Source organism: Streptosporangium sp. NPDC049046 (assembly GCF_040649155.1).
In the GTDB taxonomy this organism is placed as follows: domain Bacteria; phylum Actinomycetota; class Actinomycetes; order Streptosporangiales; family Streptosporangiaceae; genus Streptosporangium.
Genome location: NZ_JBEZEZ010000010.1, coordinates 239,133 through 261,303, shown reverse-complemented (window position 1 = coordinate 261,303; position 22,171 = coordinate 239,133). Strand labels below are relative to the sequence as shown.

Sequence of the window (22,171 nt, the reverse complement as noted above, 5' to 3'; positions counted from 1 at the left end):
AGGGTGTCCCGCGGGCGAATTGACGCACTTCATATGCCGGACGCGTGAGAGCGATTGTCCGGATCAACTAAAATGGGAGGGCCGCACAGTCCGCGGTCAGCCTCCACGATCACAGAGTGAGACTCCATCATGCCTTTGAACAGCCGCGACGACCTGCGGAACATCGCGATCATCGCGCACGTCGACCACGGCAAGACCACTCTCGTGGATGCCATGCTCTGGCAGTCGGGCGCCTTCCGCGTCAACCAGGACGTGGACGACCGCGTCATGGACTCCAACGACCTTGAGCGCGAGAAGGGGATCACCATTCTCGCGAAGAACACCGCCGTCAAGCACGGCGGCATGACGCTCAACATCATCGACACCCCCGGCCACGCCGACTTCGGCGGTGAGGTCGAGCGGGGCCTGTCCATGGTCGACGGTGTCGTGCTGCTGGTCGACGCCTCCGAGGGGCCGCTGCCGCAGACCCGGTTCGTGCTGCGCAAGGCGTTCGCCGCCAAGATGCCGGTCATCCTGTGCATCAACAAGGTCGACCGCCCCGACGCCCGGATCAAGGAGGTCGTGGACGAGGTCTACGAGCTCTTCATCGACCTGGACGCCACCGAGGAGCAGATCGACTTCCCGATCGTCTACGCCTCGGCCAAGGCCGGGCGCGCCTCGCTCAACCGTCCCGAGGACGCGGCGATGCCGGACTCCGAGGACCTGGAGCCGCTGTTCGAGGTCATCAAGAACACGATCCCGGCCCCGGTGTACGACCCGACGGCCCCGCTGCAGGCGCACGTCACCAACCTCGACGCCTCCTCCTACCTGGGCAGGATCGCGCTCTGCCGCATCCACCAGGGCACCATCAAGAAGGGCCAGCAGGTCGCCTGGTGCCGCACCGACGGCAGCATCCAGCGGGTGAAGATCACCGAGCTGCTGATGACCGACGCGCTGGAGCGCAAGCCCGCCGAGGAGGCGGGGCCCGGCGACATCATCGCGATCGCCGGCATCCCGGACATCATGATCGGTGAGACCCTCGCCGACCCCGACGACCCGCGCCCGCTCCCCCTCATCACGGTCGACGAGCCCGCGATCTCCATGACCATCGGCACCAACACCTCTCCGCTGGTCGGCAGGGTGAAGGGCTCCAAGGTCACCGCCCGCATGGTCAAGGACCGGCTCGACAAGGAGCTCGTCGGCAACGTGTCGCTGCGCGTCCTGCCGACCGACCGCCCCGACGCGTGGGAGGTGCAGGGCCGTGGTGAGCTCGCGCTCGCCATCCTGGTCGAGCAGATGCGCCGCGAGGGCTACGAGCTCACCGTCGGCAAGCCGCAGGTCGTCACCAAGCTCGTCGACGGCAAGGTCCACGAGCCGGTCGAGCGGGTGACCATCGACTGCCCTGAGGAATACCTCGGGGCGATCACGCAACTGCTCGCCGTCCGCAAGGGCCGCATGGAGCACATGACCAACCACGGCACCGGCTGGATCCGCATGGAGTTCGTGGTCCCGGCCCGCGGCCTGATCGGTTTCCGCACCGAGTTCCTCACCGAGACCCGCGGCACCGGCATCGTGAACCACGTCTTCGAGGACTACGAGCCGTGGTTCGGCGAGCTGCGCACCCGCAACAACGGCTCGCTCGTCGCCGACCGGCCGGGCCCGGTGACCCCGTTCGCCATGCTGAACCTGCAGGAGCGCGGTGTCCTGTTCGTCCAGCCGACCACCGAGGTCTACGAGGGCATGATCATCGGTGAGAACTCGCGCTCCGACGACATGGACGTGAACATCACCAAGGAGAAGAAGCTCACCAACATGCGCTCCTCGACGAGCGACACGACGGAGACGCTGATCCCGCCGCGTCAGCTCTCGCTGGAGCAGGCGCTGGAGTTCATCCGCGAGGACGAGTGCGTGGAGATCACGCCGGAGAACGTGCGCATCCGCAAGGTCGTCCTCGACGCCTCGACCCGCGCCCGCACCACCGCCCGCGCCAAGCGCGCCAACTGATCCTCACCACCCCCGTCCCGCCGGGCATCTCCGGCGGGACGGGGGTGGTCTCGTCTCGTACGACTTTCCCGTCACGCTCGTCCGGCGCGGCCTCGGGCGGTACGCCTCCGTACGGCCCGGTCGCGCGTCGGACGGCCTCGCACGGCACGGCTTTGCCCGATGAGACGGCGTGGTGCCCCCGGTTCCCGCCCTCACCTGGGGTAGGAAGCCTGTACCGGTCTCCCCGCCGTCTCGGGGAGCCCGGGACTCGTACGGGGGGATGTCTCATGCTTCACAGAACCTGTTTCGCCCTGGCCGTCGCGCTCGGGACGACGGTGCCGGCTCCGGCCGCCCAGGCGATATCACAGATGTCGCAGATGCCACACACGTCACATATGTCGCAGATTTCACCGATGTCGTCGCCGGGGCCCCAGTCGTCGGCCAAGGCCGTCGTCAAGAACACCGCGGGGAAGAACGTCGGTTCCCTGAGCATCGTCGAGCAGCCGGACGGCAAGTCCAAGCTGACGATCACCGTCGGCGGCCTGCAGGCCGGATACCACGGCTTCCACGTTCACGCGAAGGGCGTCTGCGACCCGAAGTCGATCGACCCGGTCACCGGCAGCCCCTTCGCCAGCGCGGGCCCGCACTTCACCATCCCACCGGTCAAGCACAGCCACCACTCCGGTGACCTGCCCAACCTCCTCGTCGCCACCGACGGCACCGGTGCGGCGACCGTCGTGACCGACCGGTTCAGAGTGGGACAGCTCTTCGACGGCGACGGCAGCGCCGTCGTCATCCACGCCCTGCCGGACAACCACTCCAACATTCCCGACCGCTACAGTCACCCGGCCGACCCGACCCCCGGCACCGGCCCGGACGCGGAGACCCTCAAGGCGGGAGACTCCGGCGGGCGCATCGCCTGCGGTGTGATCACCGGGAACCAGTGACTCCCAACCGCCTTCCAAGAGCGGCCGGGCAGGATTCCCCGTAGAAAGGGGGGATCACCATGCAGGTCCTGACCGGCCGGATGCACCTGGCCCTGCTGCTCGCGTGGGTGGCCTTCGCCACGCTCGTGACACTGCTCACCTGACGTCTTCGTCCGGTACGGCTCCGGTGGGGAGAAGGAGCCATACCGGACCCACCCGAATCGGGCCGCCAAAGGCCCCGGGGATGACTCCCCACGCCAGGGAACCGGTCGCCCCAGCCGAGCACCGGTCAGCTGATCCGGCCGAGAACCCCCCATGCCAGAGAACCGATCGCCCCAGCCGAGCGCCGGTCGGCCGATCCGGCCGAGGACTCCCCGTGCCGGGGAACCGGTCGCGGAATCGCGCCCGATACGACGACCGGGCGTCAGGGACTCTCGCGCGGCAGCTCGACGGCGACCGTCAGACCGCCCTCCTCCCGGGAGCTCGCGGTCACGGTGCCGCCGTGGGCCTCGGCGACGACCCGCACGATCGACAGGCCCAGACCGCTGCCGCGCTCGGAGCGCAGCCGGTCGCCGTGCAGCCGCCGGAACGGCTCGAAGATCGTCTCGATCTCGTAGTGCGGCACCGGCAACCCGGTGTTGGCCACCACCAGCTCCACCCGGTCGGCGCGAGAGCGGGTGGAGACCCACACCTCGCCGTCGGCGTGGTTGTGCCGGATCGCGTTCTCCACGAGGTTCTGCACGAGCCTCTCGACCAGCACCGGCTCACCGGCGGTCGGCGCGGGGTCCAGCAGCCGGTGGATGGCCACCTCGCGTTCTCCCGCCTCCTTGCCCGCCAGGTCGAGCACGTGCTCGACCACGTCGGTCAGGTCGAAGGGACGGCGGTCGAGGACCGCCTGCTCGCCCTCGGTCAGGGCGAGCAGACCGTCGATCAGCCGCTCGTGGCGGGCGTTGACCAGCAGCAGGGACTCGCCGAGCCGCTTGACGTCCTCCGTCGCGTCGGGCCGCCTGACCGCCACGTCCACGAGGGTGCGGTTGATGGTGAGCGGGGTGCGCAGCTCGTGGGAGGCGTTGGCGACGAAGCGCCGCTGACCGTCGAAGGAGCGGGCGAGACGGCCGACGATGGTGTCGACGATGTCGGCGAGTTCCTTGACCTCGCCGTCGCGGCCGGCGTAGGTGATGCGGCCGCTGAGGTCATGGCTCTGGGCGATGTGCCGCGCGCTCGCGGTGACCTCCCTCACAGGGCGGAGCGCCCAGGTCGCGGCCCGCCAGCCGATCACCGTCGCGAGCCCGGCACTCACGAACACCGCGAGGCCGCCCAGGGTGAGGACCTTGTTGATCGTGTCGGCCTGGTAGACGCGCCTCACCTGCGCGACGCGCTGCTCCGCCACCCGGTACTCGGAATGCTGGGGTCCGTAGTAGGACCCCGCGACCCGGATGTACTCGGGATGGCGCAACCCGTCGCGGGGCTCCAGGCTCTGCCGTACGAGGAAGGCGAGTCCCCCGACCAGCATGACGCCGACGTAGAGGGTCACCGTGCCGCAGATGACGGCGAGCCGGAAACGAACGCTCATCCTCATGGAATCCGGTATCCCACTCCCGTGACGGTCTCGATGACCGGCGGGTCGCCGATCTTCCGGCGCAACTTCATCATCGTCGTTCTCACCGTGTTGGTGAACGGGTCGGTGTGCTCGTCCCACACCTTCTCCAGGAGCGTCTCGCTGGAGACCACCGCCCCTGCGGCGCGCAGCAGTTCGGCCAGCACGCCGAACTCCTTGCGGGCGAGCGGCACGTAGCGGCCGTCGCGGAACACCTGCCGGTGCGCCCGGTCCAGGCTGATGCCGGCCCGCACCAGCACCGGCGGGTCGGCGGGGCGCACCCGGCGGCCCAGTGCGTGGACGCGGGCCGTCAGCTCCTCGAAGGCGAACGGCTTGGGCAGGTAGTCGTCGGCGCCCAGGGCGAGTCCCTCCACCCTGCAGCGCACGTCGCCCGCCGCGGTGAGCATGATGATCCGCACCTCGCCGCCCTCGGCGACCACGGTCCTGCACACGTCGTCGCCGTGCAGGCCGGGCAGGTCCCGGTCAAGGACGAGCACGTCGTAGGCGTGCAGCCGTAGCCGTTCCAGCGCCGCCTCCCCGTCGTAGGCGACGTCGACGGCGAGCGCCTCCCCGCGCAGCCCTTCCGCGATCGAGTCGGCGAGCATTCTCTCGTCCTCGACGACCAAAACCCGCACAGTGTGCCTCCCCCTGGGCCGAATCGCGCCAGCGTGCCACAGGTCGCATAACGCGGGCATAACCGGATTCGGTGACGTCAAGGTTATCGATCACTCGCTGGACTGCTCCCACCGTGCCGGAATTCTCCGGCCCTGAATCGGGGGAACATCCATGCTCGCCTCACCCGGCGGCGTCACGACCGTACCCACAGCGCCAGGACCGAGCGCGCCGGGTAACCGCCTCCTCGGCGGTCACCTGCCGTTCGCCGTCGCGATCGCGTCGGCGGCGGGGCTCCGCGTCCTCGTCATGCTCGGCTACGACACCGCCCAGCTCTACTGGTACGACTCCTTCACCTATCTCAACACCGCGGTCCACCTGGAGCCGTCGGGCGCGTTCCATCCGGCCGGGTACTCCTTCCTGCTCAGGCTGCTGCTGCCCTTCCACAGCGTCGTGCTCGTCGCGGGCCTGCAGCACCTGATGGGCCTGGGCACGGCCCTGATGATCTATCTGGTGCTGCGCCGTCACGCGCTCCCCGGGTGGGGTGCGGCGCTGGCCACCCTGCCCCTGCTGTTCAACCCCGCGTTCCTGCGGCTCGAACACGCCGTGCTCTCCGACACCCAGCTCATCTTCCTCATCACCGCGGCTCTCACGGTCCTGATGTGGCGGGCGAGGCCCTCGGCGCGGGCGGCCGCCGTGGCGGGCCTGCTGCTGGCGCTGGCCGGGCTCACCCGCACGGTCGCGGTGCCGCTGCTCGGTCTGGTCCTGCTCCACCTGCTCCTGCGGCGGGCCGGTTGGAAGCGGGTGGTCGCGCTGGCCGCCGCCGGACTGCTGCCGCTCGCCGCCTACGCGGGCTGGTACCAGCAGCACCACGGGCGGTTCGCGCTGAGCGGCTCCGACGGCGTGGCGCTGTGGGCGCGCACGATGACGTTCGCCGACTGCTCGGTGATCAGACCACCGGCGAGGGAGGCGGTGCTCTGCCCGAACGGCACGGTGGTCGACGCCGCCTCCGAGTACGTCTGGGCAGCCGACGCCTCGCTCAACAGGTTGCCGGGAGGCCGGTTCGCCCACAACGACCTGGCCAGGTCCTTCGCGCTGCGCGCCATCGCCGCGCAGCCGTTCGACTATCTCCGCGAGGTCGTCCGCGACACCTCGCTCACCTTCGCCGCGACCCCGGTGCGCCATCCCCTGCGGGTCTCCCCCGCCCTCACGTTCCCCGTCGGTTCCTGGCCGCTGCCCGCCTTCCCGCTCATCGACCAGGTGCGCCGGGAGTACGACGGCGACATCCGGGGGATGTCGTCGGTCGAGCCCTACGGGAGCCTTCTCGGCGCCTATCACTACCCCGGGGTCCTGCACGGCCCGCTGCTCGGCGCGCTCCTGCTGCTGGGCGGCGCCGGAGCCGTCGGGCGGCGGCGCGCGGCCCTGCTGCCATGGGCCGCGGCCGTCTTCCTGCTTCTCGCCCCGGTCGCCGTGCTCGACTTCGACCACCGCTACGTGCTGCCGTCGGTCCCGATGGCCTGCCTCGCCGCGGCTCTCGCCGCGGCGGGCCTCAGCCGCCGAGTTCGCGCTTACGTCGCAGCAGGGCGGCGCGGTCGGCGCGGGCCCTGAGCAGGACGGCCACCGCGAGCACGGTCAGCGTCGCGGCGACGGCGACCCCCGCCATGCCCGTCCAGGTGCCCTTCGCGACGGCGACCGCGGCCGTTCCCGCCGTCAGCAGGCCCGTCGCGGCCACCGCCAGCCAGGCGGCGATCACCCGGTCGAGGGCGAACAGCGGGGTCCTGCGGCTCAGTGCCCAGGCCCCGTAACCGGCCCAGGCCAGGCCGAGCGCGACCAGCGCGCCGAAGGCGAGGTGCGTACGGCCGGGCAGGGCGGGCTCGGTGGCCCACAGCAGGCCGACGAACAGCGCCCCGCCCAGGCCGCCGAGCAGCGCCACGACGTTGGCGATCCGGCGGCGCAGCGACAACGGGCCGGACAGCCTGGCGATCATGTCATCGGGGTTCATCGGTATCCCTCCTCCGTGAGCTGTTCGCGCAGCATGCGCCGCGCGCGGGACAGGCGTGACTTGACTGTGCCGACGGGGACGGCGCAGACCTGCGCGCAGTCCTCCAGGGAGAGGTCCTGCAGGTAGAACAGCACGAGGACCTCCCGCTCCCTGACCGGCAGGCCGGCCAGACCCGCGAGCAGGTCGGCGCTCTCCACGAGGGCGTCGGCGGGATCGGCGGACGCCCGTTCCTCCTCCAGCGGGATCTCGGGCCTGGCGTACTCCTCGCGGAGCCTGTCGGCCACCGCGCGCCTCGCGATCGTGAACAGCCAGGGCGCGAACCTGCCCGGCTCCTTCAGGCGCGGCAGCCCGCGCACCACGGCCACCCAGACCTCCTGAGCCACGTCGTCGGCCCGCGAGGGTCCCAGCATGCGCCGTACGTAGTTCCACACCGGATCGTGCCAGGCCCTCACCAGCTCCGCGAACGCCTCACGCTCGCCGAGCCGGCACCGGACCACCAGCAGTTCGTCAGTCACCCTGCCTCCTCGCCCTGGACAGTCGGGAAACGGGTGCGAAAGGTTCACGCCTCTTCCGCCGGGCCTTCCACCGGGTTTCCTCCCCGGCGCGTCATCCCTCCCTTCGCGGGACTCTCCCGCGCCTTTCCCCCCTTTCTTCGCCGGACTCCCCCAGGAGCCTTCCGCCCCTTTCCTCACCGGCCTCCTCGTCGGCGGTGCGGTCGTCCCGGCCCGTGTAGTACTTCCTCCCCGGCCTGGGGCGTCCGCCGTACAACTCGGACAGCGTCACGAACCTGTAGCCCTTGGCGGCGAGTTCGTCCAGCATCCGGGGGACGGCCTGGATCGTGGAGAGGTGGATGTCGTGCATCAGCACGATGGAACCCGGCTCGGCCTGGGCCGCGCGCCGGGCGATGACCGCGGGGTCATGGTCACGCCAGTCGAGCGTGTCGACGTCCCACATGATCTGGGCGAGCCCCAGATAGCGGCTCTCGGTGGCGACCCGGGCGTCGGTCAACCCGTACGGCGGGCGCATGAGGATCATCGCGACCCCGGTCGCCTGCTTGACGAGCCACTGGGTACGCCCCAGTTCCTCCCTGATCCCGGCCTGTGACAGCAGGGGCAGTTGCGGGTGGTCCCAGGTGTGGTTGCCCAGCTCGTGTCCCTCGGCCACCATCCTGCGCAGGGTTTTCTCGCCGTCTCCCAGGGCCATGCGTCCGACGACGAAGAAGGTCGCCTTGGCCCGGTGCCTGGCGAGGATGTCGAGCAGGGACTCGGTGTAGGTCCCCGGCCCGTCGTCGAAGGTGAGCGCCACGCACCTGCTTCGCTCGCAGTCGATGCGGCGCGCCCGGGGAGAGACGGGGAGGTCCTCCCACGCCCAGTGCCGCCGTGCCGCGCCGGGTCCGAGCCCGGGGACGGTGGCGGGTTTCTCCGGCCCCGCGGGTCCCGTGGGGGCGGGAGAGGTCACGGTCGCCCGTTCCACCGAACCCACCATGGTGACCGGGGAGGTGCATCCCCAGAGCGCGAGCAGCGACGCCACCGGCACGATCCACACCCGCCATACCCGCATGCTTCCCCCCGAAAGCATCGCGGGGACGGCGAGCAGCCCGGCGGGGTCCCCCCGCAAGATCATGACCGGGTATTCCACCAGGATGAGGCATCGACCGCCGGTTACCCGTACCGACGCGCCACTTCACGCCACATCCGGAGAGATACGCATCTGGTGGCCGTCTCATCCGATGGGACCGGTTAGAGCTTCAAAGTGCCCAAGACAGGCGGACCACGCATATGCGGGCGGCCATGACATGGCGCGGCACGCGCCCACCGGGCCTCGGAAAACGGCCAGGTGTCGGCCGGGCGGGGCCCGGGTCGGTCCGCTCGACGGCTCAGGAACGGTCGGGCGTCTCGCGGGGTTCGGTCACCACCATCATGAACCGCAGGGGGGTGTCCTCCTCGTTGGCGTACCGGTGCGGGCGGTCGGCGCTGAACACGACCGCGTCGCCCGTCTCCGCGATGTGGCTCTTGCCGTACACCGAGAGGGTGAGCCGCCCTTCGAGGACGGTCAGCATCTCGCGCGTGCCCGGGGGGTGGGCGTCGCCGTCGTGGTGGTCGCCGGGGGCGAGCCGCCAGTCCCACAGCTCCAGGATGGCGGGCGCGTCGGTGCCGACCAGCAGGCGCGCGGTGCTGGAGACGCCGTGCGGGAAGGTGACGACGTCGGCGCCGCTGACCACCCGGACCACGGGGGTGTCGGAGACCTCCACCATTCGCGCGACCGTCACCCCGAGCGCGTCGGCGATGCGGGTGAGCGTGCTGATGCTCGGGTTGGTTCTGCCCTGCTCGACCTGGACGAGCATGCCCCGGCTCACTCCCGAGCGCGCAGCGAGCTCGTCGAGGGTCATCTGCCGGTGCGCCCGCTGTGCCCGCACGTTGTTGGCGACCGCGGCGGTGATCGTCTCTGGATCCATGAGTTCAGTGTAGTGAACCCGATTTGCACTCTATTGCACTACATATATTGTACTTTCAGTACACTCCATTGAACCGAGGTGACCTGTGACGGCTGTGGTGCTGGCGACGACCTGCGCGGTGGTGTACGGCGCCGCCGACTTCCTCGGCGGGCTGGCCACCCGCAGATCACGGGTACTCGCGGTGGTGCTCCTCTCCCAGATCGCCGGGCTCGCCCTGATCGCCGCGCTGCTGCCGTTCCTGCCCGAGCGCCCCACGCCCGCGGCCCTCGCCTGGGGCGCGGCCTCCGGCCTCTGCGGCACGGCGGGGGTCGTGCTGTTCTACCGGGCGCTGGCGGGCGGCGTGATGTCGGTCGTGGCGCCGATCACCGCGACGTTCTCCGCGGCGCTGCCCGTGCTGTTCGGGCTCGCCGTCGGGGAGCGCCCCGAGCCGGTCGCGCTGGCCGGGGTGGTTCTCGCGCTGCTCGCGGTCCTGCTGGTGAGCCGCGGCTCGTCGGGCGGGGAGACAAGCGGAGGATACGGCCCGATCCTCGCCTCGCTCGCCGCGGGCGCGGGTTTCGGCGGGTTCTTCATCATCATCGCCCAGGCTCCGGCGGACAGCGGCATGTGGCCGCTCTTCGGTGCCCGCCTGATCTCGATCACCTTCATCGCCCTGTCGGCCCTCGCCGTCGGCCGCCTCTCGCGTCCCGGACCCGGCACGCTGCCCGTCATCATCGCGGCCGGAGCGCTCGACATGGTCGCCAACGTGCTCTTCGTGCTCGCCCAGCAGCGCGGGATGCTCAGCCTCGTCGCCGTCCTGGTCTCGCTCTACCCGGCGAGCACCCTGGTGCTCGCCCGCCGTTTCCTGGGAGAGCGGCTCAACACGGTCCAGGCGGTGGGGATCGGATTCACCCTCGCCGCGGTCGCGCTGATCGCGTCCGGTTGACACGATGTCGCGAACTGACTCTGTTGTGTTGAAGCCGGGCGCTTGTTACGGTCATCCCCGTGCAGCCCGAGCGGGCGTTCCTCGACTCCGGCGGGCCGTTCGCGCACACGGCTGTCGCGTACGGTTCCGACTCCGGCCTTCTTGGACTCCTCCAGCCCCTGATCGCCGGCGCCCTCCGCGAGGGCCGGCGGGTCCTGGTCGTCACGGGCGAGCGCGCACTCGACCTGGTCGGTGACGCCTTCGGTGCCGACACCCGCCTCATCGACCGCCGCCCCGCCGAGGAGTGGTACACCCACCCGACGCGGACCCTCGCCGCCTTCCACGACTACGTCCGGCAGCGAGAGCGGCCGCTGGTCATCGGGGAGCCGGTGTGGTCGGGCTGGACCGAGCGGCAGGTTCGTGAGTGGATCCGCTACGAGTCGGTGCTCAACGCCGCGTTCGCCGGGGTCCCGGTCAGCATGTGGTGCCTGTACGACGAGACGCCGGCGCTCGATCATGTCCTCCGCACCCACCCCACGGAGCTGACCGGCGCCGGCCTGCGAAGAAGTGATCGCTATGTCCCCCCGGAGCGGTTCACCCTGCCGGGAGACGACCTCCCCCTCCCCGACGCGCCGCCGTCCGCGGTGGTCACCCACTTCACCCTGGACGAGCTGGGACGGCTGCGCGCGCTCGTCACCGACCACGCGAGCCGGGCCGGTCTGGGACGCGATCTGATCTCCTCACTCGTGCTGAGCGTCTCGGAGATGGCGGCCAACAGCGTGGAGCACGGGGCGGGACACGGCCGAGCGTCCATCTGGACGGCCGGCGGGGAGATCGTGTGCGAGATCGCCGACTCCGGCGGCGGTGACCTGGACGTCCCGCTGCCCGGCTACCTCCCGCCCGAGCCGGGGTCACCACGCGGCTACGGGCTCTGGATCAGCCGCCAGCTCTGCGACCTGGTGCAGGTGCGCGGCGTGGGCGGGGAGCTGAGGGTGAGACTCCACATCACGCTGGATTGACCGCTTCTTCGCCGACAGACCCGGACAGGCGGGACGCACGGGAACACAGGGACTCACCGGCCCCTCGGACGCGCGACGACGGCCCATCCCCGGACACACGTACGGCCCGCCCTCGTGGGATGCGGGCCGTACGTGACGTCGAAAGGCGGGAAGGACCGGGAGCGGAGAGGCCGTCAGGCGGCCTGGACCTCCTCGGACACCCGGAGACCGGCCTCCTCGCGGGCGTAGTCCTCGAGCATCGTGCGAAGCTGGCGCCGGCCCCGGTGGAGGCGGGACATGACCGTGCCGATGGGGGTGCCCATCCGCTCGGCGATCTCCTTGTAGGCGAAGCCCTCCACGTCGGCCAGGTAAACGGCCACCCGGAAGTCCTCGGGCAGGGAGCGCAGGGCGTTCATGACCGCGCTGTCGGGCAGCTGCTCCAGCGCCTCGGTCTCGGCGGACTTGAGACCGCTGGACATGTGGGACTCGGCGGCGGCGAGCTGCCAGTCCTCGATCTCCTCGGTGGCAGAGAGCTTGGGCGAGCGCTGCTTCTTGCGGTAGTCGTTGATGAAGTTGTTGGTCAGGATGCGGTGCAGCCACGCCTTGAGGTTGGTGCCCTCGCGGAACTGGTGGTAGGAGGTGAACGCCTTGGTGACGGTCTCCTGAACCAGGTCCTCGGCGTCGGCGGTGTTACGGGTCAGACGCATCGCGGATGCGTAGAGCTGACTGGTGACCGGCACGACATCGCGTTCGAACCAGTCCTGGCGCTGCTCTTCCGTCATCGTGATCATTGGACCCCCCTCGCGCTTTCCCCCCAATTACCGTCCGGCAAAGTGGTGACGCACCCCTTCTGACGGCGTATCCGATGCTCGCAGGCACCTCGTAAGGAGGCCGTTAAAAGCTCTACGTGGTCAGGGGATTGATCTTTGGCTGTGCCGATGGCGGGTGCGACACGCTCTACAGCCGGACAAGTCTCAGTATCGTAACATCGTTCTCCCGATTCGGTAGGAGATGTGTCTATCATCACATAACCCCAGGTAGCAGCCCATTTCGGGTGGGGGGAAACGTCGATCGCCACGACCCGGGAAGCCACCCCCGCCGGACGGCCGAGGCCGACCGGCGGGGCGAGGCCCGCACCCCGAGAAACTCCGACACCCATCTCCACGCCTCCCCGCTTCCCGCGCATTGGGGACTTAATCTCCCTCTAAGAGACGGATCGACACGCCCCCAGGTTCACCCGAACGCCCCCGTCTCGGCTCGCGGGCCCGCCACCGGTCACGGCGCCGGGCGGGAGGTCAGGCGGCCCTCGCCGGGTCGACCTCGAAGAACGTCGCCAGGTCGTCGAGGATGGAGTGCGCTCCCTGGATGCCGACGGCGCTCATCCAGGTGGCGTCGCTGACGTCGTGCTTGACGCCCTTGAGCCTGCCCCAGAGCGGGTTGGCCTCGAACTTCTCCTTCACCGGCTTCACCGCCGGGTCCTGGTAGGCCGCGACGAAGATGTGCTCGGCGTCGAGCTGGGAGATGTTCTCCTGGCTGATCGGAACCATGATGGTGTCGGTCACGGTCGGCTGGTCCTCGGGGCGCGGGAAGCCGACGTCCTTCAGCACCAGTCCCGAGTAGGAGTTCTCCACGTACAGGCGGACGGTCGGCTCGCCCGCGAAGCGGACGACGGAGACGGTGGGCAACTCGCCGTCCTTGGCCTTGATGGACTCGCCGATCTTGGCGGCGCGGTCCCGATACTCGGTGAGCCTGCGCTCGGCGAGATCCTCCTTGCCCAGGGCCTCGCCCACGAGCTTGAGGTTCTCCTGCCAGATCGCCCCCGTGGTCTCGCTGAAGACCGTCGGCGCGATCTGTGCCAGCTTGTCGTACAGCGCCTCGTGGCGGACCTTGGCGGAGATGATCAGGTCGGGCTTGAGCGCGACGATCCGCTCCAGGCTCGGCTGCTCCAGGGTCCCGACCGACGTGGCCTCCTTGGCGTGACCGAGGACCGGGGCGAGATAGCCGGGCAGCTTGTCATCGATGCCCCGGTAGCTGGTGAACCCCACGACGTCGGTCTCCAGGGTCAGCACCGCGTCGACGAAGCTCTGGTCGAGGGCGACGACCCGCTTGGGCCGGGCCGGGATCTCGGTCTCCCCCATGACGTGTTTCACCGTCCGGGGGTAGGCCGCCGCGTCGCTCGCCTCGGGAGCCGCGGACGCGCCCGCGGCTCCCGAGGTCTCCCCCGCGCTCCCCGAGGTGGTCGAACCACAGGCGGCGAGACCACCGGACAGCACCACTCCCGCCGCTCCGAGGGCCAGGACGCGCAACGCTCTCATCTTCATCGGTTCCTTCGTCAAATTAAGGTCAGCCTTATTTAGCTTAGCCATACCTAAACTGACATACTCGTACCGGCTCGGGCAAGAAAGGGGAGGTCAGGTGATCAACGCGGTGGCCGTCGCACGGCCCGCACCCCTCGCGGGGCCGAAGAAAACCCGTCGGCGACGCCTGCTCGTCCTCGCCGTATCGTTCGCCGTCCTCGCGGCGGCGGTCGTGCTGAGCCTCGCCGTCGGCGCCAAACCGGTGCCTCCCGCCGACGTCTGGCACGCGCTCACCGGCCCCACCGGCACCGAGAACGACATCGTCGTGCGGTCGCTGCGGATCCCCAGGACCGCCATCGGCGTCATGGCCGGGATCGCCCTCGGTGTCGCGGGCGCCCTCATGCAGGGCCACACCCGCAACCCGCTCGCCGATCCCGGACTGCTCGGCGTCACCCAGGGCGCCGCGTTCGCGATGGTCCTCAGCATCATCGCGCTGGGCGTCACCAGCCCGTACGGCTACATCTGGTTCGGTCTCGCCGGAGCCCTCGTCGCCAGCGCGGCGGTCTTCGCCCTCGGCATGGCCGGCGGCAGAGGCGGCCCCACCCCGGTGACCCTCGCCCTCGCGGGCACCGCGGTCAGCGCGTTCCTGTACGGGCTCACCTCGGCGCTCGTCCTCCTGGACGAGCAGGCCATGGACGTCTTCCGCTTCTGGCAGGCGGGCTCCATAGCGGCCAGGGGGGCCGACGTGGCCTGGCAGGTGCTCCCGTTCGTCGCCGCCGGCCTGCTCCTCGCCCTGTTCAACGCGCCCGGCCTCAACGCCCTCTCCCTGGGCGAGGACGTCGCCCGTGCGCTCGGGCAGAACATCACCCTCACCCGTGCCGTCGGCATCGCCGCCATCACCCTGCTCAGCGGCGCCTCCGTGGCGGCCTGCGGCTCGCTCGCCTTCATCGGCCTGATCGTGCCGCACCTCACCCGGCCGCTCTCCGGCCCCGACCACCGCTGGCTGCTGCCGTACTCGGGCCTGGCGGGCGCCGCCGCCCTGCTCCTCGCCGACGTGATCGGCCGCGTGGTGGCCTTCCCCGGTGAGCTGGAGGTGGGCGTGGTCCTCGCCCTCGCCGGGGCGCCGTTCTTCATCGTCCTGGTACGACGCAGGAAGCCGGTGCGGCTGTGACCGTCTCCACCGCCCCCTCCCTGAGAAGGCGCGCCCTGCGCGTCGGACCCGCCTCCTGGCCGCTCCGGCCGCGCTCCGTCGTCGCGGCGCTCGTCCTGCTGGCGATGACGGCGCTGTTCATGGCGCTCAGCATGCGGCTCGGCGACATCCCGATGAGCGTTCTCGACGTCCTTCACGCGATCACCGCCGACGGCCCGGACCATTTCGTGATCATGGAGCTCAGGCTCCCCCGCGCGCTCACCGGCGCCCTCGTCGGCGCCGCGCTCGCCCTCGCCGGGGCGATCACCCAGGCCGTCGCCCGCAACCCGCTGGCCAGCCCCGACATCCTGGGCGTCACCACCGGCGCGAGCGTGACCGTGGTCGCGGTCATCGTGGCGGCGGGAAACACCTGGGGCGGCACCAGCGGCGCCCTCGCCGAGGTGGGCGTCCCCCTCGTCGCCCTGCTGGGCGGGCTGGCCGGAGCGCTGGCGGTCTACGCGCTGGCCTGGCGCGACGGCCTGGACGGCTACCGGCTCGTCCTGATCGGCATCGGGGTCTCGGCGATCTGCACCAACCTCAAGTACTGGCTGCTCACCGTCGGCGACGTCAACGACAGCAGCCGGGCCATGGTCTGGATCAGCGGCTCACTGCACGGCCGGGGATGGGAGCATGTGGTGCCGGTCGCGCTCGCGCTCGCCCTCCTCGTCCCGGCGACACTGCTCGGCACCCGCTCGCTCGGCGCGCTGCGCTTCGGTGACGACACCGTGACCGGCCTGGGCGTACGGATGAACCTCGCGAGGGGGGTGATGATCCTCGCGGCCGTGCTGCTCGCGGCGACGGCGACCGCCTCGGCCGGGCCGATCGCGTTCGTCGCCCTCGCCGCCCCGCAGATCGCACTGCGCCTGGCCGGAGTGGCACAGCCCCCGCTCGTCGTCTCCGCCCTGATGGGCGCGGTCCTCACCACCGGCGCCGACCTGGTCGCCAGGACCGCGTTCACCCCCGTCGAACTGCCGGTGGGCGTGGTCACCGCGGTCCTCGGCGCCCCCTACCTGATCTATCTCCTCGTCCGTGTGCGCAGAAAGGCCCGCCAGTGAGACTGCAAGCCGTCGACGTCAGGCTGGGGTACGGGGACCGCGTCGTCGTCGACGGTCTCGACCTCGGGATCGAGGCCGGGACGGTGACCACGATCATCGGGCCGAACGGATGCGGCAAGTCCACGCTGCTGCGCGCCATGGGACGGCTGCTCAGGCCGTCGGGCGGCGAGGTGCTGCTCGACGGCAAGCGCATCGACAAGATGCCCTCCAGGGAGGTCGCGAGGATCCTGGGCGTGCTGCCGCAGGCCCCCTCGGCTCCCGAGGGACTGACCGTCGCCGACCTGGTCGCGAGGGGACGGCACCCGCACCAGACCTGGTACCGCCAGTGGTCCTCCGACGACGAGTCCGCGGTCGGCGAGGCCCTCGCCATGACCGGACTGCTCGATCTGGGCGAGCGGCCGCTGGACGAGCTGTCCGGCGGGCAGCGGCAGCGGGCGTGGATCTCCATGGCCCTCGCCCAGGGCACCGACCTGCTGCTGCTCGACGAGCCGACGACCTTCCTCGACCTGGCCCACCAGATCGAGGTGCTGGAGCTGGTACGCAGGCTCCACGGAGAGCTGGGCCGCACCGTGGTGATGGTCCTGCACGACCTGAACCTCGCCGCCCGCTACGCCGACCGCCTGGTCGCGATGCGGGACGGCAGGGTCGTCGCCGCGGGCCCTCCGGCCGAGGTGCTCACCGAGACCCTGCTGGCGGAGGTCTTCGAGCTGGACGCCAAGGTCATCGAGGACCCGGTGACCGGCACCCCGCTCGTCGTCCCCATCGGCACCCTGCCGCAGCACCCCCCGCGCTGACCCGGTCCTCCGTCCGGGAACGGCTCTGGGAAAACGGCCCGGACGCCGCGCGCCGTCCGGGCGACACCGGGGAGTACCCCCGGCCCGTGGCGGCTCGGGGCCTCGCGAGGGTACGGCCCGCGGCAGTGGGACTCACTCTCCGAGGAGCGTGTCCACGAAGACCTCGGGGTCGAACGGGGCCAGGTCGTCGGGTCCCTCACCGAGGCCGACCAGCTTGACCGGGACCCCCAGCTCGCGCTGGACGGAGATGATGATGCCGCCCTTGGCGGTGCCGTCGAGCTTGGTCAGGGCGATGCCGGTGATGTTGACGACCTCGGCGAACACCTGCGCCTGACGCATGCCGTTCTGACCCGTGGTGGCGTCGAGGACGAGCAGGACCTCGTCGACCGTGGCCTTCTTCTCGATGACGCGCTTGACCTTGCCGAGCTCGTCCATCAGACCGGTCTTGGTGTGCAGCCGCCCCGCGGTGTCGACGATCACCACGTCGGCCTTCTCCGCGATGCCCTCGGCGACGGCGTCGAAGGCCACGGAGGCGGGGTCGCCGCCCTCGGGCCCGCGTACGACCGCGGCTCCGACACGGTTCCCCCAGGTCTGCAGCTGGTCGGCGGCGGCGGCGCGGAAGGTGTCGGCGGCGCCCAGCACGACCTTGCCTCCGTCGCCGATGAGGACGCGCGCCAGCTTGCCGGTGGTGGTGGTCTTGCCGGTGCCGTTCACACCGACCACGAGGACCACCGCGGGACGCTCGCCGTGCGGCGTGACGTGCAGCGTGCGGTCCATGTCGACGCCGATCTGGACGAGCAGCTGCTCCCTGAGCAGAGCCCGCGCCTCCTGCGGCGTCCGGCTTCCCAGCACCTTCACCCGGGTGCGCAACTCGTCGACCATCGCCCGGGTCGGCGCCACGCCGACGTCGGCGGTGATCAGGGTCTCCTCGATCTCGTCCCAGGTGTCGTCGTCGAGACGGTCGCGGGAGAGCAGCTCGAGGAGCCCCTTGCCCAGCGTGCTCTGCGACCTGGCCAGCCGGGCGCGGAGCCGTGCCATCCGTCCCGCCGACGGCGGAGGAATCTCGATCACCGGCGCGACGACGGTGACCTCCGGCTCGACCGGCCTGGCGGGCGGCGGCACGGTGGTCGTCGCCGTGTCGTCGTCCACGACCGAGCCCCGGCCGGGGGCCTTCGTCTCCTCGGGGATCGACGGCGCCTCCGGCGGCCGGACCGGCGGCGGCGCGGTCTTACCCCCTGACCTGAACAGCAGGAGCATGCCGCCGGCCGCCAGCAGGGCGATGACGACGATGATCGCGATTATGCCGAGATAGGCTTCCACAAGACCACAGTTTTCCAGACGCCCCGGGATGCTCCGACACCCCGGTGCTCGTGGACGTGGTCGAGGCATCGAAGCTTGAGCGACTCGGGAGGCCGGGAGCCGGGCTTCGCCTGTCGGGGGCGTGCCGGCCTCAGCGGGGCGTCAGGATCGGCCGGACTCCGCGAGCAGATGCACGACACCGGCCGGGTTCTTGATCCAGTGGGTTCTGGAGTCGAGGTTCTCCAGGGGCTCCACCTCGTCACACGGGTGGATGCCGATGCCGGCCAGCTTTCTCGTCGCCGCGTCCAGGTCGTCGGTGTGGAGTTGCAGCCACAGGTCGGGCCGACTGTAGTTGTCGACGCAGTCGAGCCACAGCGTGTTGGCACCGAACCGCACCGAATGGGTTCTCGAGACGGTCGGAGCGTAGGGGACGTCGTCCTCTTTGACGTCGAAGCCCAGAGTGTCGCGGTAGAAAGCCACCGTGACCTCGTACTGCGCCTTGGGGATCTTCATGGCGATGTTCAGGCCGGCTGTGAATTCGGGCTTGCTCATTCTTGCGGGGCTCCTTGGTTCGTGGCGGTGGTGTCCAGTGCGCGTTCCAGCGCGACCAGCCGGTCATCCCACCTGTGGGCGAGCCTGGCCAGCCACACCTGGGCCGTGTGAATGGCGGCTGGTTCCAGCCGGTAGGGATGGCGACGGCCGGTCGGTTCGCCGGAGCTGATCAGGCCCGCTTCGGCGAGCTGGCCGAGATGCTTGGCGATCGCCTGGCGGCTGACCGGCAACCGCCGCGCCAGATCGGTGACGGTCGCGGGACCCGCCCGGGCGAGCTCCTCCAGCAGCGCCCGCCGCGTCGGATCGGTGAGTGCCGCGAACACCGCGACGGCCTGCCGTTCCGCGTCAGGCGGCCGCATCGAGGTAGGTCTCCAGGTCGACGAGCTCCGTGTCCCATCCTTGGCTGTTGGCCTTGTGAGCGGATCGGGCCACATCGTCGGCGGCCTGGGTGAACCCGCTCTCCACAAGGCGTAGCCGAGTGCCGTCCGGTACCGGCTCCAGGGTGAAGTCCACGAGTGTCCGGGGTGTGCCGTGCCCCGGCAGGCCCTCGATGGCCCACCTGAAGGCGAAACGGTGCGGTGGGTCGACCACGGCGATCGTGGCGACGGATTCCTGGTCGAGGTCGTCCCAACGGAAGAACGCTCGCCCGCCGGGCCGCAGATCTATCTCCGCTGCCGAGCCGAACCATCGTGAGAGCCCTTCCGCGGTGGTCAGCGCGGCCCACACCCGCTCGACGGGGTGTCGCAGTATCACCACACGTTCGATCTCGTCCGGAACCATACCCCTCCTTCGCAACCTGTAGGTTGCCATTAAATGGCAACCTACAGGTTGCGATCGTTGCCCGCAAGCTACCTCCGCCCTCAAGGGGCGGTTCAACGCCGGGGCCGCGCGGAGCGCGTTCCTACGACAGGCGCTGCCGGCCGATCAGCACGGCGACCCCGTCCAACAGGATTCGCAGGCCGCTCTCGAAGAACCCGGTCAGGTCGAAGGTCGCGGGCGCCACGTGCGCGGGGAGGGCGCCGGAGGGCAGGCCGGCACGGAACCTCGGCAGGTAGGCCGAATACCACTCCCCGGTGGACAGGCCCGTATGCCGCTCCGATTCGGCCTGCGGCTCCAGGTTCGTGGCCGTCCCCCGGACGTAGTTGGACACCGCCCACCACACGAGCCTGCCGGCATCCGGCTCGATCCCCAGTTCGCGCACGACGCCCATCCCCCAGTCCCCGTATCTGAGCATGTTGGGCATGGGCTGCGGGTGGGTGAGCGAGACGAGCCGGGGCAGCCAGGGATGCCGTAGGTAGAGTCGCCACTGCAGGCGGGCCGCGAGTTCCAGTCGCGCTCGCCAGCCCGCCGGAGGTGTCGCCGGAAGCTCCAGCTCGCCGAACGCGGTGTCGACCATGAGAGCGGCCAACTCCTCCTTGCCGCGCACGTACCCGTACAGCGACATGGTGGGGATGCCGAGCGCGGTCGCGACGCTGCGGATGGACACCGCGTCGAACCCCTGGGCATCCGCGATGGCGATCGCCGTACGGACCATCCGCTCCCGCCTGTCGTCGTGGACGGTCGCAGAGGCGGACCGTCGCCTTTCCTTCCGTTGCGGGGCGCCCGGCACGCGGGAGGGCGGAAACGAGCCGGGCGCGGGCTCCGCCACGACGGTGCCGACGCGGGAGATGGCCACCACCACTCCCTCCTGCCGCAGCGTGTTCAGCGCCTTGGCGGCAGTCGCGGGGGCCACCCCCCACTGCTCGGCAACCTGCCTGGTGGAGGGAACGCGGTCGCCTGCACGCAGCTCGCCGGCCTCGACGCGCCGCTTGATCTCACTGACGATCCGCAGGTACGGCGGCGCAGCGCCGGGCCGGTTCACGATCGATCGTCTCCTCACGCCGGAAGCGGCTGCTGTCCTAGTACAGAAAATGCGGTCATCCCCCGCGAAGAACGCCGTCACCTGCCTGGTGGAGGCGGTGAGGGCGATGAATTGTGTCCTAGTACAGGATCGATCGCCACCCATTGAACCGCTGATGCCCGCCTATACGCAGGGTACCGTCCCGGTCGTACGCCGTACCAACGGGAGGAAAGAACCATGCAGGACGCCACCAAAGACCGGCGCAACCACTACTTCGAAGGCCACTTCGCCCCTGTCAAGGAGGAGGTCACCGTCTACGACCTGCCCGTGACCGGCCGTCTGCCCGCAGACCTGGAAGGCCGCTACCTCCGGATAGGGCCCAACCCGCTGGGCGTGGAAGATCCCGCCACCCACTTCTACGCCTTCGGCGCCGGCATGGTGCACGGCGTCCGCATCCGGGACGGCCGCGCCGAGTGGTACCGCAACCGCTGGGTCCGCTCGGCGGAGATCGCCGACGCCCTGGACAGGCTGCAGCGCGGGGAGGAGCCTCCCGCGTTCCTGCCTCCGTCCCCGAACGTCCACGTGATCGGCCACGCCGGCCGCACACTCGCCCTCGTCGAGGCCGGCGGGCTCCCTCACGAGCTCGGCTACGAGCTGGACACGATCGGGGCGTGCCCGATGGCCGCCACGCCCGAGGGCTCCAGCGCCAACGCGCACTCCAAGGTGGATCCGCGCACCGGTGACCTGCACTCCCTGGCCTATGCGATCGGACGGCCGTTCGCGCAGTACATCGTCACCGACCCCGCCGGCACGGTCACCCGTGTGACGGACATTCCACTGTCCGGTGAGACCCCGTTCCTGCACGACTTCGCGCTGTCGGAGAACTACGTCATCGTGTTCGACATCCCGCTGACGTTCAGCATGACAGCGATGCTGTTCCGATGGGATCCCGAGCACCAGGCGCGCGTCGGCGTGCTCCCCAGGACGGGCGGTGACATCCGCTGGCTGCCGGTCGAGTCCTTCTATGTCAGCCACATACTCAACGCCTACGACGACGGCTCCACGATCACGGTCGACCTGATCAGATCCGAAGGGCCGGTCGACGTCGCCGATCCGGGCGCGATCTCGCCCACGCTCGACCGCTGGACCATCGATCCGGCAAGCGGCAGGGTGGACCAGCGCCGCATCGACGACCGGGCTCAGGACTTCCCCCGTGTGAACGACGCGTTCGCCTCGCGCCCGCACCGCTACGGCTACTCCGCGGTGAGCCCGATCTACGGCGTGCCGTTCACACCTGACGGCCCGCACCCCGACGAGGCGTTCACCAACGCACTCGTCAAGCACGACCTGCGGCGTGGCACGACGGAGGTGCACGGTTTCGCACGCGACGCCGCCGTCGGGGAAGCGGCGTTCGTCGCCAACCCGTCCGGTCGCGGCGAGGAGGACGACGGCTACCTGATGGCCTATGTCGCCGATCCCGAGCGAGGCGCCTCCGACCTGGTGATCCTGTCGGCACAGGACTTCACGGGACCGCCCGTGGCCCGCATCCACCTGCCCGTGCGCGTCCCGCTCGGCTTCCACGGAAACTGGATCCCCGACGCCTGAAACCGAGCGGCGAACGCCTCGGTGAGTTCGCGCTGAGCCGGAGTACGCGAACCATGCCGGCAAGCCCAAGCCGGCCCGCCGGGGAGC

The 22,171-nt window shown here is 70.4% G+C and carries 22 protein-coding genes; 9 read left to right on the top strand and 13 right to left on the bottom strand.

The features are described from left to right. The first annotated feature begins 129 nt into the window (after positions 1 to 129). Complete coding sequence (gene typA / locus AB0B96_RS16950; protein WP_350949322.1) at positions 130 to 1,983, top strand: translational GTPase TypA; 1,854 nt, start codon at positions 130 to 132, stop codon at positions 1,981 to 1,983. A gap of 392 nt (positions 1,984 to 2,375) precedes the next feature. Next, positions 2,376 to 2,909, top strand: a complete 534-nt coding sequence (locus AB0B96_RS16945) for a superoxide dismutase family protein (RefSeq protein ID WP_362899546.1) — start codon at positions 2,376 to 2,378, stop codon at positions 2,907 to 2,909. Between the two features lie 403 nt (positions 2,910 to 3,312). Here AB0B96_RS16945 and AB0B96_RS16940 read toward each other — a convergent pair whose 3' ends face one another. Together AB0B96_RS16940 and AB0B96_RS16935 are read right to left on the bottom strand one after the other, a co-directional pair. Next, the gene (locus AB0B96_RS16940) at positions 3,313 to 4,461 is read right to left on the bottom strand and encodes a HAMP domain-containing sensor histidine kinase (protein ID WP_362899544.1); all 1,149 of its coding nucleotides are present in this window, start codon (positions 4,459 to 4,461) and stop codon (positions 3,313 to 3,315) included. Positions 4,462 to 4,463: 2 nt separating this feature from the next. Continuing rightward, positions 4,464 to 5,120 carry a response regulator transcription factor gene (locus AB0B96_RS16935; protein WP_362899542.1) on the bottom strand — a complete coding sequence of 219 codons (657 nt, stop codon included), beginning with the start codon at positions 5,118 to 5,120 and terminating at the stop codon, positions 4,464 to 4,466. 151 nt (positions 5,121 to 5,271) lie between these two features. Between AB0B96_RS16935 and AB0B96_RS16930 the strand changes: the two genes are divergently transcribed. Beyond that, positions 5,272 to 6,705 carry a phospholipid carrier-dependent glycosyltransferase gene (locus AB0B96_RS16930; RefSeq protein ID WP_362899540.1) on the top strand — a complete coding sequence of 478 codons (1,434 nt, stop codon included), beginning with the start codon at positions 5,272 to 5,274 and terminating at the stop codon, positions 6,703 to 6,705. Here the strand turns inward: AB0B96_RS16930 and AB0B96_RS16925 are convergent. The 4 genes from AB0B96_RS16925 to AB0B96_RS16910 form a co-directional block, all read right to left on the bottom strand. Further along, a complete protein-coding gene (locus tag AB0B96_RS16925) occupies positions 6,647 to 7,099 on the bottom strand; it encodes a hypothetical protein (RefSeq protein ID WP_362899538.1) in 453 nt (150 codons plus the stop codon). The genes AB0B96_RS16930 and AB0B96_RS16925 overlap by 59 nt on opposite strands. Next, on the bottom strand, positions 7,096 to 7,614 hold the full coding sequence (locus AB0B96_RS16920; protein ID WP_362899536.1) for a sigma-70 family RNA polymerase sigma factor: 519 nt from the start codon (positions 7,612 to 7,614) through the stop codon (positions 7,096 to 7,098). The genes AB0B96_RS16925 and AB0B96_RS16920 overlap by 4 nt, the downstream gene beginning before the upstream one ends. Before the next feature lie 91 nt (positions 7,615 to 7,705). Further along, entirely contained in the window at positions 7,706 to 8,722 is a 1,017-nt protein-coding gene (locus tag AB0B96_RS16915; protein WP_362899535.1) for a polysaccharide deacetylase family protein, read from the bottom strand. 253 nt (positions 8,723 to 8,975) lie between these two features. After that, positions 8,976 to 9,554, bottom strand: coding sequence for an XRE family transcriptional regulator (locus tag AB0B96_RS16910; protein ID WP_362899534.1), 579 nt, complete (start codon positions 9,552 to 9,554; stop codon positions 8,976 to 8,978). Between the two features lie 85 nt (positions 9,555 to 9,639). On the opposite strand from AB0B96_RS16910, the gene AB0B96_RS16905 reads away from it, so the two are divergent. Both AB0B96_RS16905 and AB0B96_RS16900 read left to right on the top strand, forming a co-directional pair. Further along, positions 9,640 to 10,476 carry a DMT family transporter gene (locus tag AB0B96_RS16905; RefSeq protein WP_362899532.1) on the top strand — a complete coding sequence of 279 codons (837 nt, stop codon included), beginning with the start codon at positions 9,640 to 9,642 and terminating at the stop codon, positions 10,474 to 10,476. Between the two features lie 59 nt (positions 10,477 to 10,535). Beyond that, positions 10,536 to 11,474, top strand: a complete 939-nt coding sequence (locus tag AB0B96_RS16900) for a sensor histidine kinase (RefSeq protein WP_362899530.1) — start codon at positions 10,536 to 10,538, stop codon at positions 11,472 to 11,474. A 173-nt stretch (positions 11,475 to 11,647) separates the two neighbouring features. Here the strand turns inward: AB0B96_RS16900 and AB0B96_RS16895 are convergent, their stop codons facing one another. Next, entirely contained in the window at positions 11,648 to 12,244 is a 597-nt protein-coding gene (locus AB0B96_RS16895; RefSeq protein ID WP_350949333.1) for a sigma-70 family RNA polymerase sigma factor, read from the bottom strand. A 504-nt stretch (positions 12,245 to 12,748) separates the two neighbouring features. Continuing rightward, a complete protein-coding gene (locus tag AB0B96_RS16890) occupies positions 12,749 to 13,768 on the bottom strand; it encodes an iron-siderophore ABC transporter substrate-binding protein (protein WP_362899528.1) in 1,020 nt (339 codons plus the stop codon). A gap of 100 nt (positions 13,769 to 13,868) precedes the next feature. Here AB0B96_RS16890 and AB0B96_RS16885 point away from each other — a divergent pair, with 100 nt between their 5' ends. From AB0B96_RS16885 to AB0B96_RS16875, 3 genes are read left to right on the top strand one after another with little or no spacing between them, the layout of a single operon-like run. Beyond that, on the top strand, positions 13,869 to 14,921 hold the full coding sequence (locus tag AB0B96_RS16885) for an iron ABC transporter permease (RefSeq protein WP_362899526.1): 1,053 nt from the start codon (positions 13,869 to 13,871) through the stop codon (positions 14,919 to 14,921). Further along, positions 14,918 to 15,994, top strand: a complete 1,077-nt coding sequence (locus AB0B96_RS16880; RefSeq protein WP_362899524.1) for an iron chelate uptake ABC transporter family permease subunit — start codon at positions 14,918 to 14,920, stop codon at positions 15,992 to 15,994. The genes AB0B96_RS16885 and AB0B96_RS16880 overlap by 4 nt, the downstream gene beginning before the upstream one ends. Next, on the top strand, positions 15,991 to 16,788 hold the full coding sequence (locus tag AB0B96_RS16875) for an ABC transporter ATP-binding protein (RefSeq protein ID WP_350949337.1): 798 nt from the start codon (positions 15,991 to 15,993) through the stop codon (positions 16,786 to 16,788). The genes AB0B96_RS16880 and AB0B96_RS16875 overlap by 4 nt, the downstream gene beginning before the upstream one ends. A gap of 132 nt (positions 16,789 to 16,920) precedes the next feature. Here the strand turns inward: AB0B96_RS16875 and ftsY are convergent, their stop codons facing one another. The 5 genes from ftsY to AB0B96_RS16850 all read right to left on the bottom strand — a co-directional run bounded on the left by ftsY (position 16,921) and on the right by AB0B96_RS16850 (position 20,500). Further along, complete coding sequence (ftsY, locus tag AB0B96_RS16870) at positions 16,921 to 18,108, bottom strand: signal recognition particle-docking protein FtsY (protein ID WP_362899522.1); 1,188 nt, start codon at positions 18,106 to 18,108, stop codon at positions 16,921 to 16,923. 141 nt (positions 18,109 to 18,249) lie between these two features. Next, the gene (locus AB0B96_RS16865; protein WP_362899520.1) at positions 18,250 to 18,639 is read right to left on the bottom strand and encodes a VOC family protein; all 390 of its coding nucleotides are present in this window, start codon (positions 18,637 to 18,639) and stop codon (positions 18,250 to 18,252) included. Next, positions 18,636 to 18,998 carry a metalloregulator ArsR/SmtB family transcription factor gene (locus AB0B96_RS16860; RefSeq protein ID WP_362899517.1) on the bottom strand — a complete coding sequence of 121 codons (363 nt, stop codon included), beginning with the start codon at positions 18,996 to 18,998 and terminating at the stop codon, positions 18,636 to 18,638. Before AB0B96_RS16860 ends, AB0B96_RS16865 begins: the two co-directional genes overlap by 4 nt. Continuing rightward, positions 18,985 to 19,419, bottom strand: a complete 435-nt coding sequence (locus AB0B96_RS16855) for an SRPBCC domain-containing protein (protein ID WP_362899515.1) — start codon at positions 19,417 to 19,419, stop codon at positions 18,985 to 18,987. Before AB0B96_RS16855 ends, AB0B96_RS16860 begins: the two co-directional genes overlap by 14 nt. A 121-nt stretch (positions 19,420 to 19,540) precedes the next feature. Then, positions 19,541 to 20,500, bottom strand: coding sequence for a GntR family transcriptional regulator (locus AB0B96_RS16850; protein ID WP_362899513.1), 960 nt, complete (start codon positions 20,498 to 20,500; stop codon positions 19,541 to 19,543). 216 nt (positions 20,501 to 20,716) lie between these two features. Here AB0B96_RS16850 and AB0B96_RS16845 point away from each other — a divergent pair, with 216 nt between their 5' ends. Next, positions 20,717 to 22,084 (top strand): carotenoid oxygenase family protein, encoded by a 1,368-nt coding sequence (locus AB0B96_RS16845; protein WP_362899511.1) that lies wholly within the window; start codon positions 20,717 to 20,719, stop codon positions 22,082 to 22,084. The last annotated feature ends 87 nt before the right edge of the window (positions 22,085 to 22,171 follow it).

What these genes read in the sequence shown, in the direction of transcription:
- AB0B96_RS16925 (WP_362899538.1), bottom strand. Translation starts at nt 7,099, where the DNA reads ATGAACCCCGATGACATGATCGCCAGGCTGTCCGGCCCGTTGTCGCTG.
- AB0B96_RS16860 (WP_362899517.1), bottom strand. Translation starts at nt 18,998, where the DNA reads ATGCGGCCGCCTGACGCGGAACGGCAGGCCGTCGCGGTGTTCGCGGCA.
- AB0B96_RS16940 (WP_362899544.1), bottom strand. Translation starts at nt 4,461, where the DNA reads ATGAGCGTTCGTTTCCGGCTCGCCGTCATCTGCGGCACGGTGACCCTC.
- AB0B96_RS16945 (WP_362899546.1), top strand. Translation starts at nt 2,376, where the DNA reads ATGTCGTCGCCGGGGCCCCAGTCGTCGGCCAAGGCCGTCGTCAAGAAC.
- typA (WP_350949322.1), top strand. Translation starts at nt 130, where the DNA reads ATGCCTTTGAACAGCCGCGACGACCTGCGGAACATCGCGATCATCGCG.
- AB0B96_RS16890 (WP_362899528.1), bottom strand. Translation starts at nt 13,768, where the DNA reads ATGAGAGCGTTGCGCGTCCTGGCCCTCGGAGCGGCGGGAGTGGTGCTG.
- AB0B96_RS16930 (WP_362899540.1), top strand. Translation starts at nt 5,272, where the DNA reads ATGCTCGCCTCACCCGGCGGCGTCACGACCGTACCCACAGCGCCAGGA.
- AB0B96_RS16855 (WP_362899515.1), bottom strand. Translation starts at nt 19,419, where the DNA reads ATGGTTCCGGACGAGATCGAACGTGTGGTGATACTGCGACACCCCGTC.
- AB0B96_RS16895 (WP_350949333.1), bottom strand. Translation starts at nt 12,244, where the DNA reads ATGATCACGATGACGGAAGAGCAGCGCCAGGACTGGTTCGAACGCGAT.
- AB0B96_RS16845 (WP_362899511.1), top strand. Translation starts at nt 20,717, where the DNA reads ATGCAGGACGCCACCAAAGACCGGCGCAACCACTACTTCGAAGGCCAC.
- AB0B96_RS16910 (WP_362899534.1), bottom strand. Translation starts at nt 9,554, where the DNA reads ATGGATCCAGAGACGATCACCGCCGCGGTCGCCAACAACGTGCGGGCA.
- AB0B96_RS16865 (WP_362899520.1), bottom strand. Translation starts at nt 18,639, where the DNA reads ATGAGCAAGCCCGAATTCACAGCCGGCCTGAACATCGCCATGAAGATC.
- AB0B96_RS16915 (WP_362899535.1), bottom strand. Translation starts at nt 8,722, where the DNA reads ATGATCTTGCGGGGGGACCCCGCCGGGCTGCTCGCCGTCCCCGCGATG.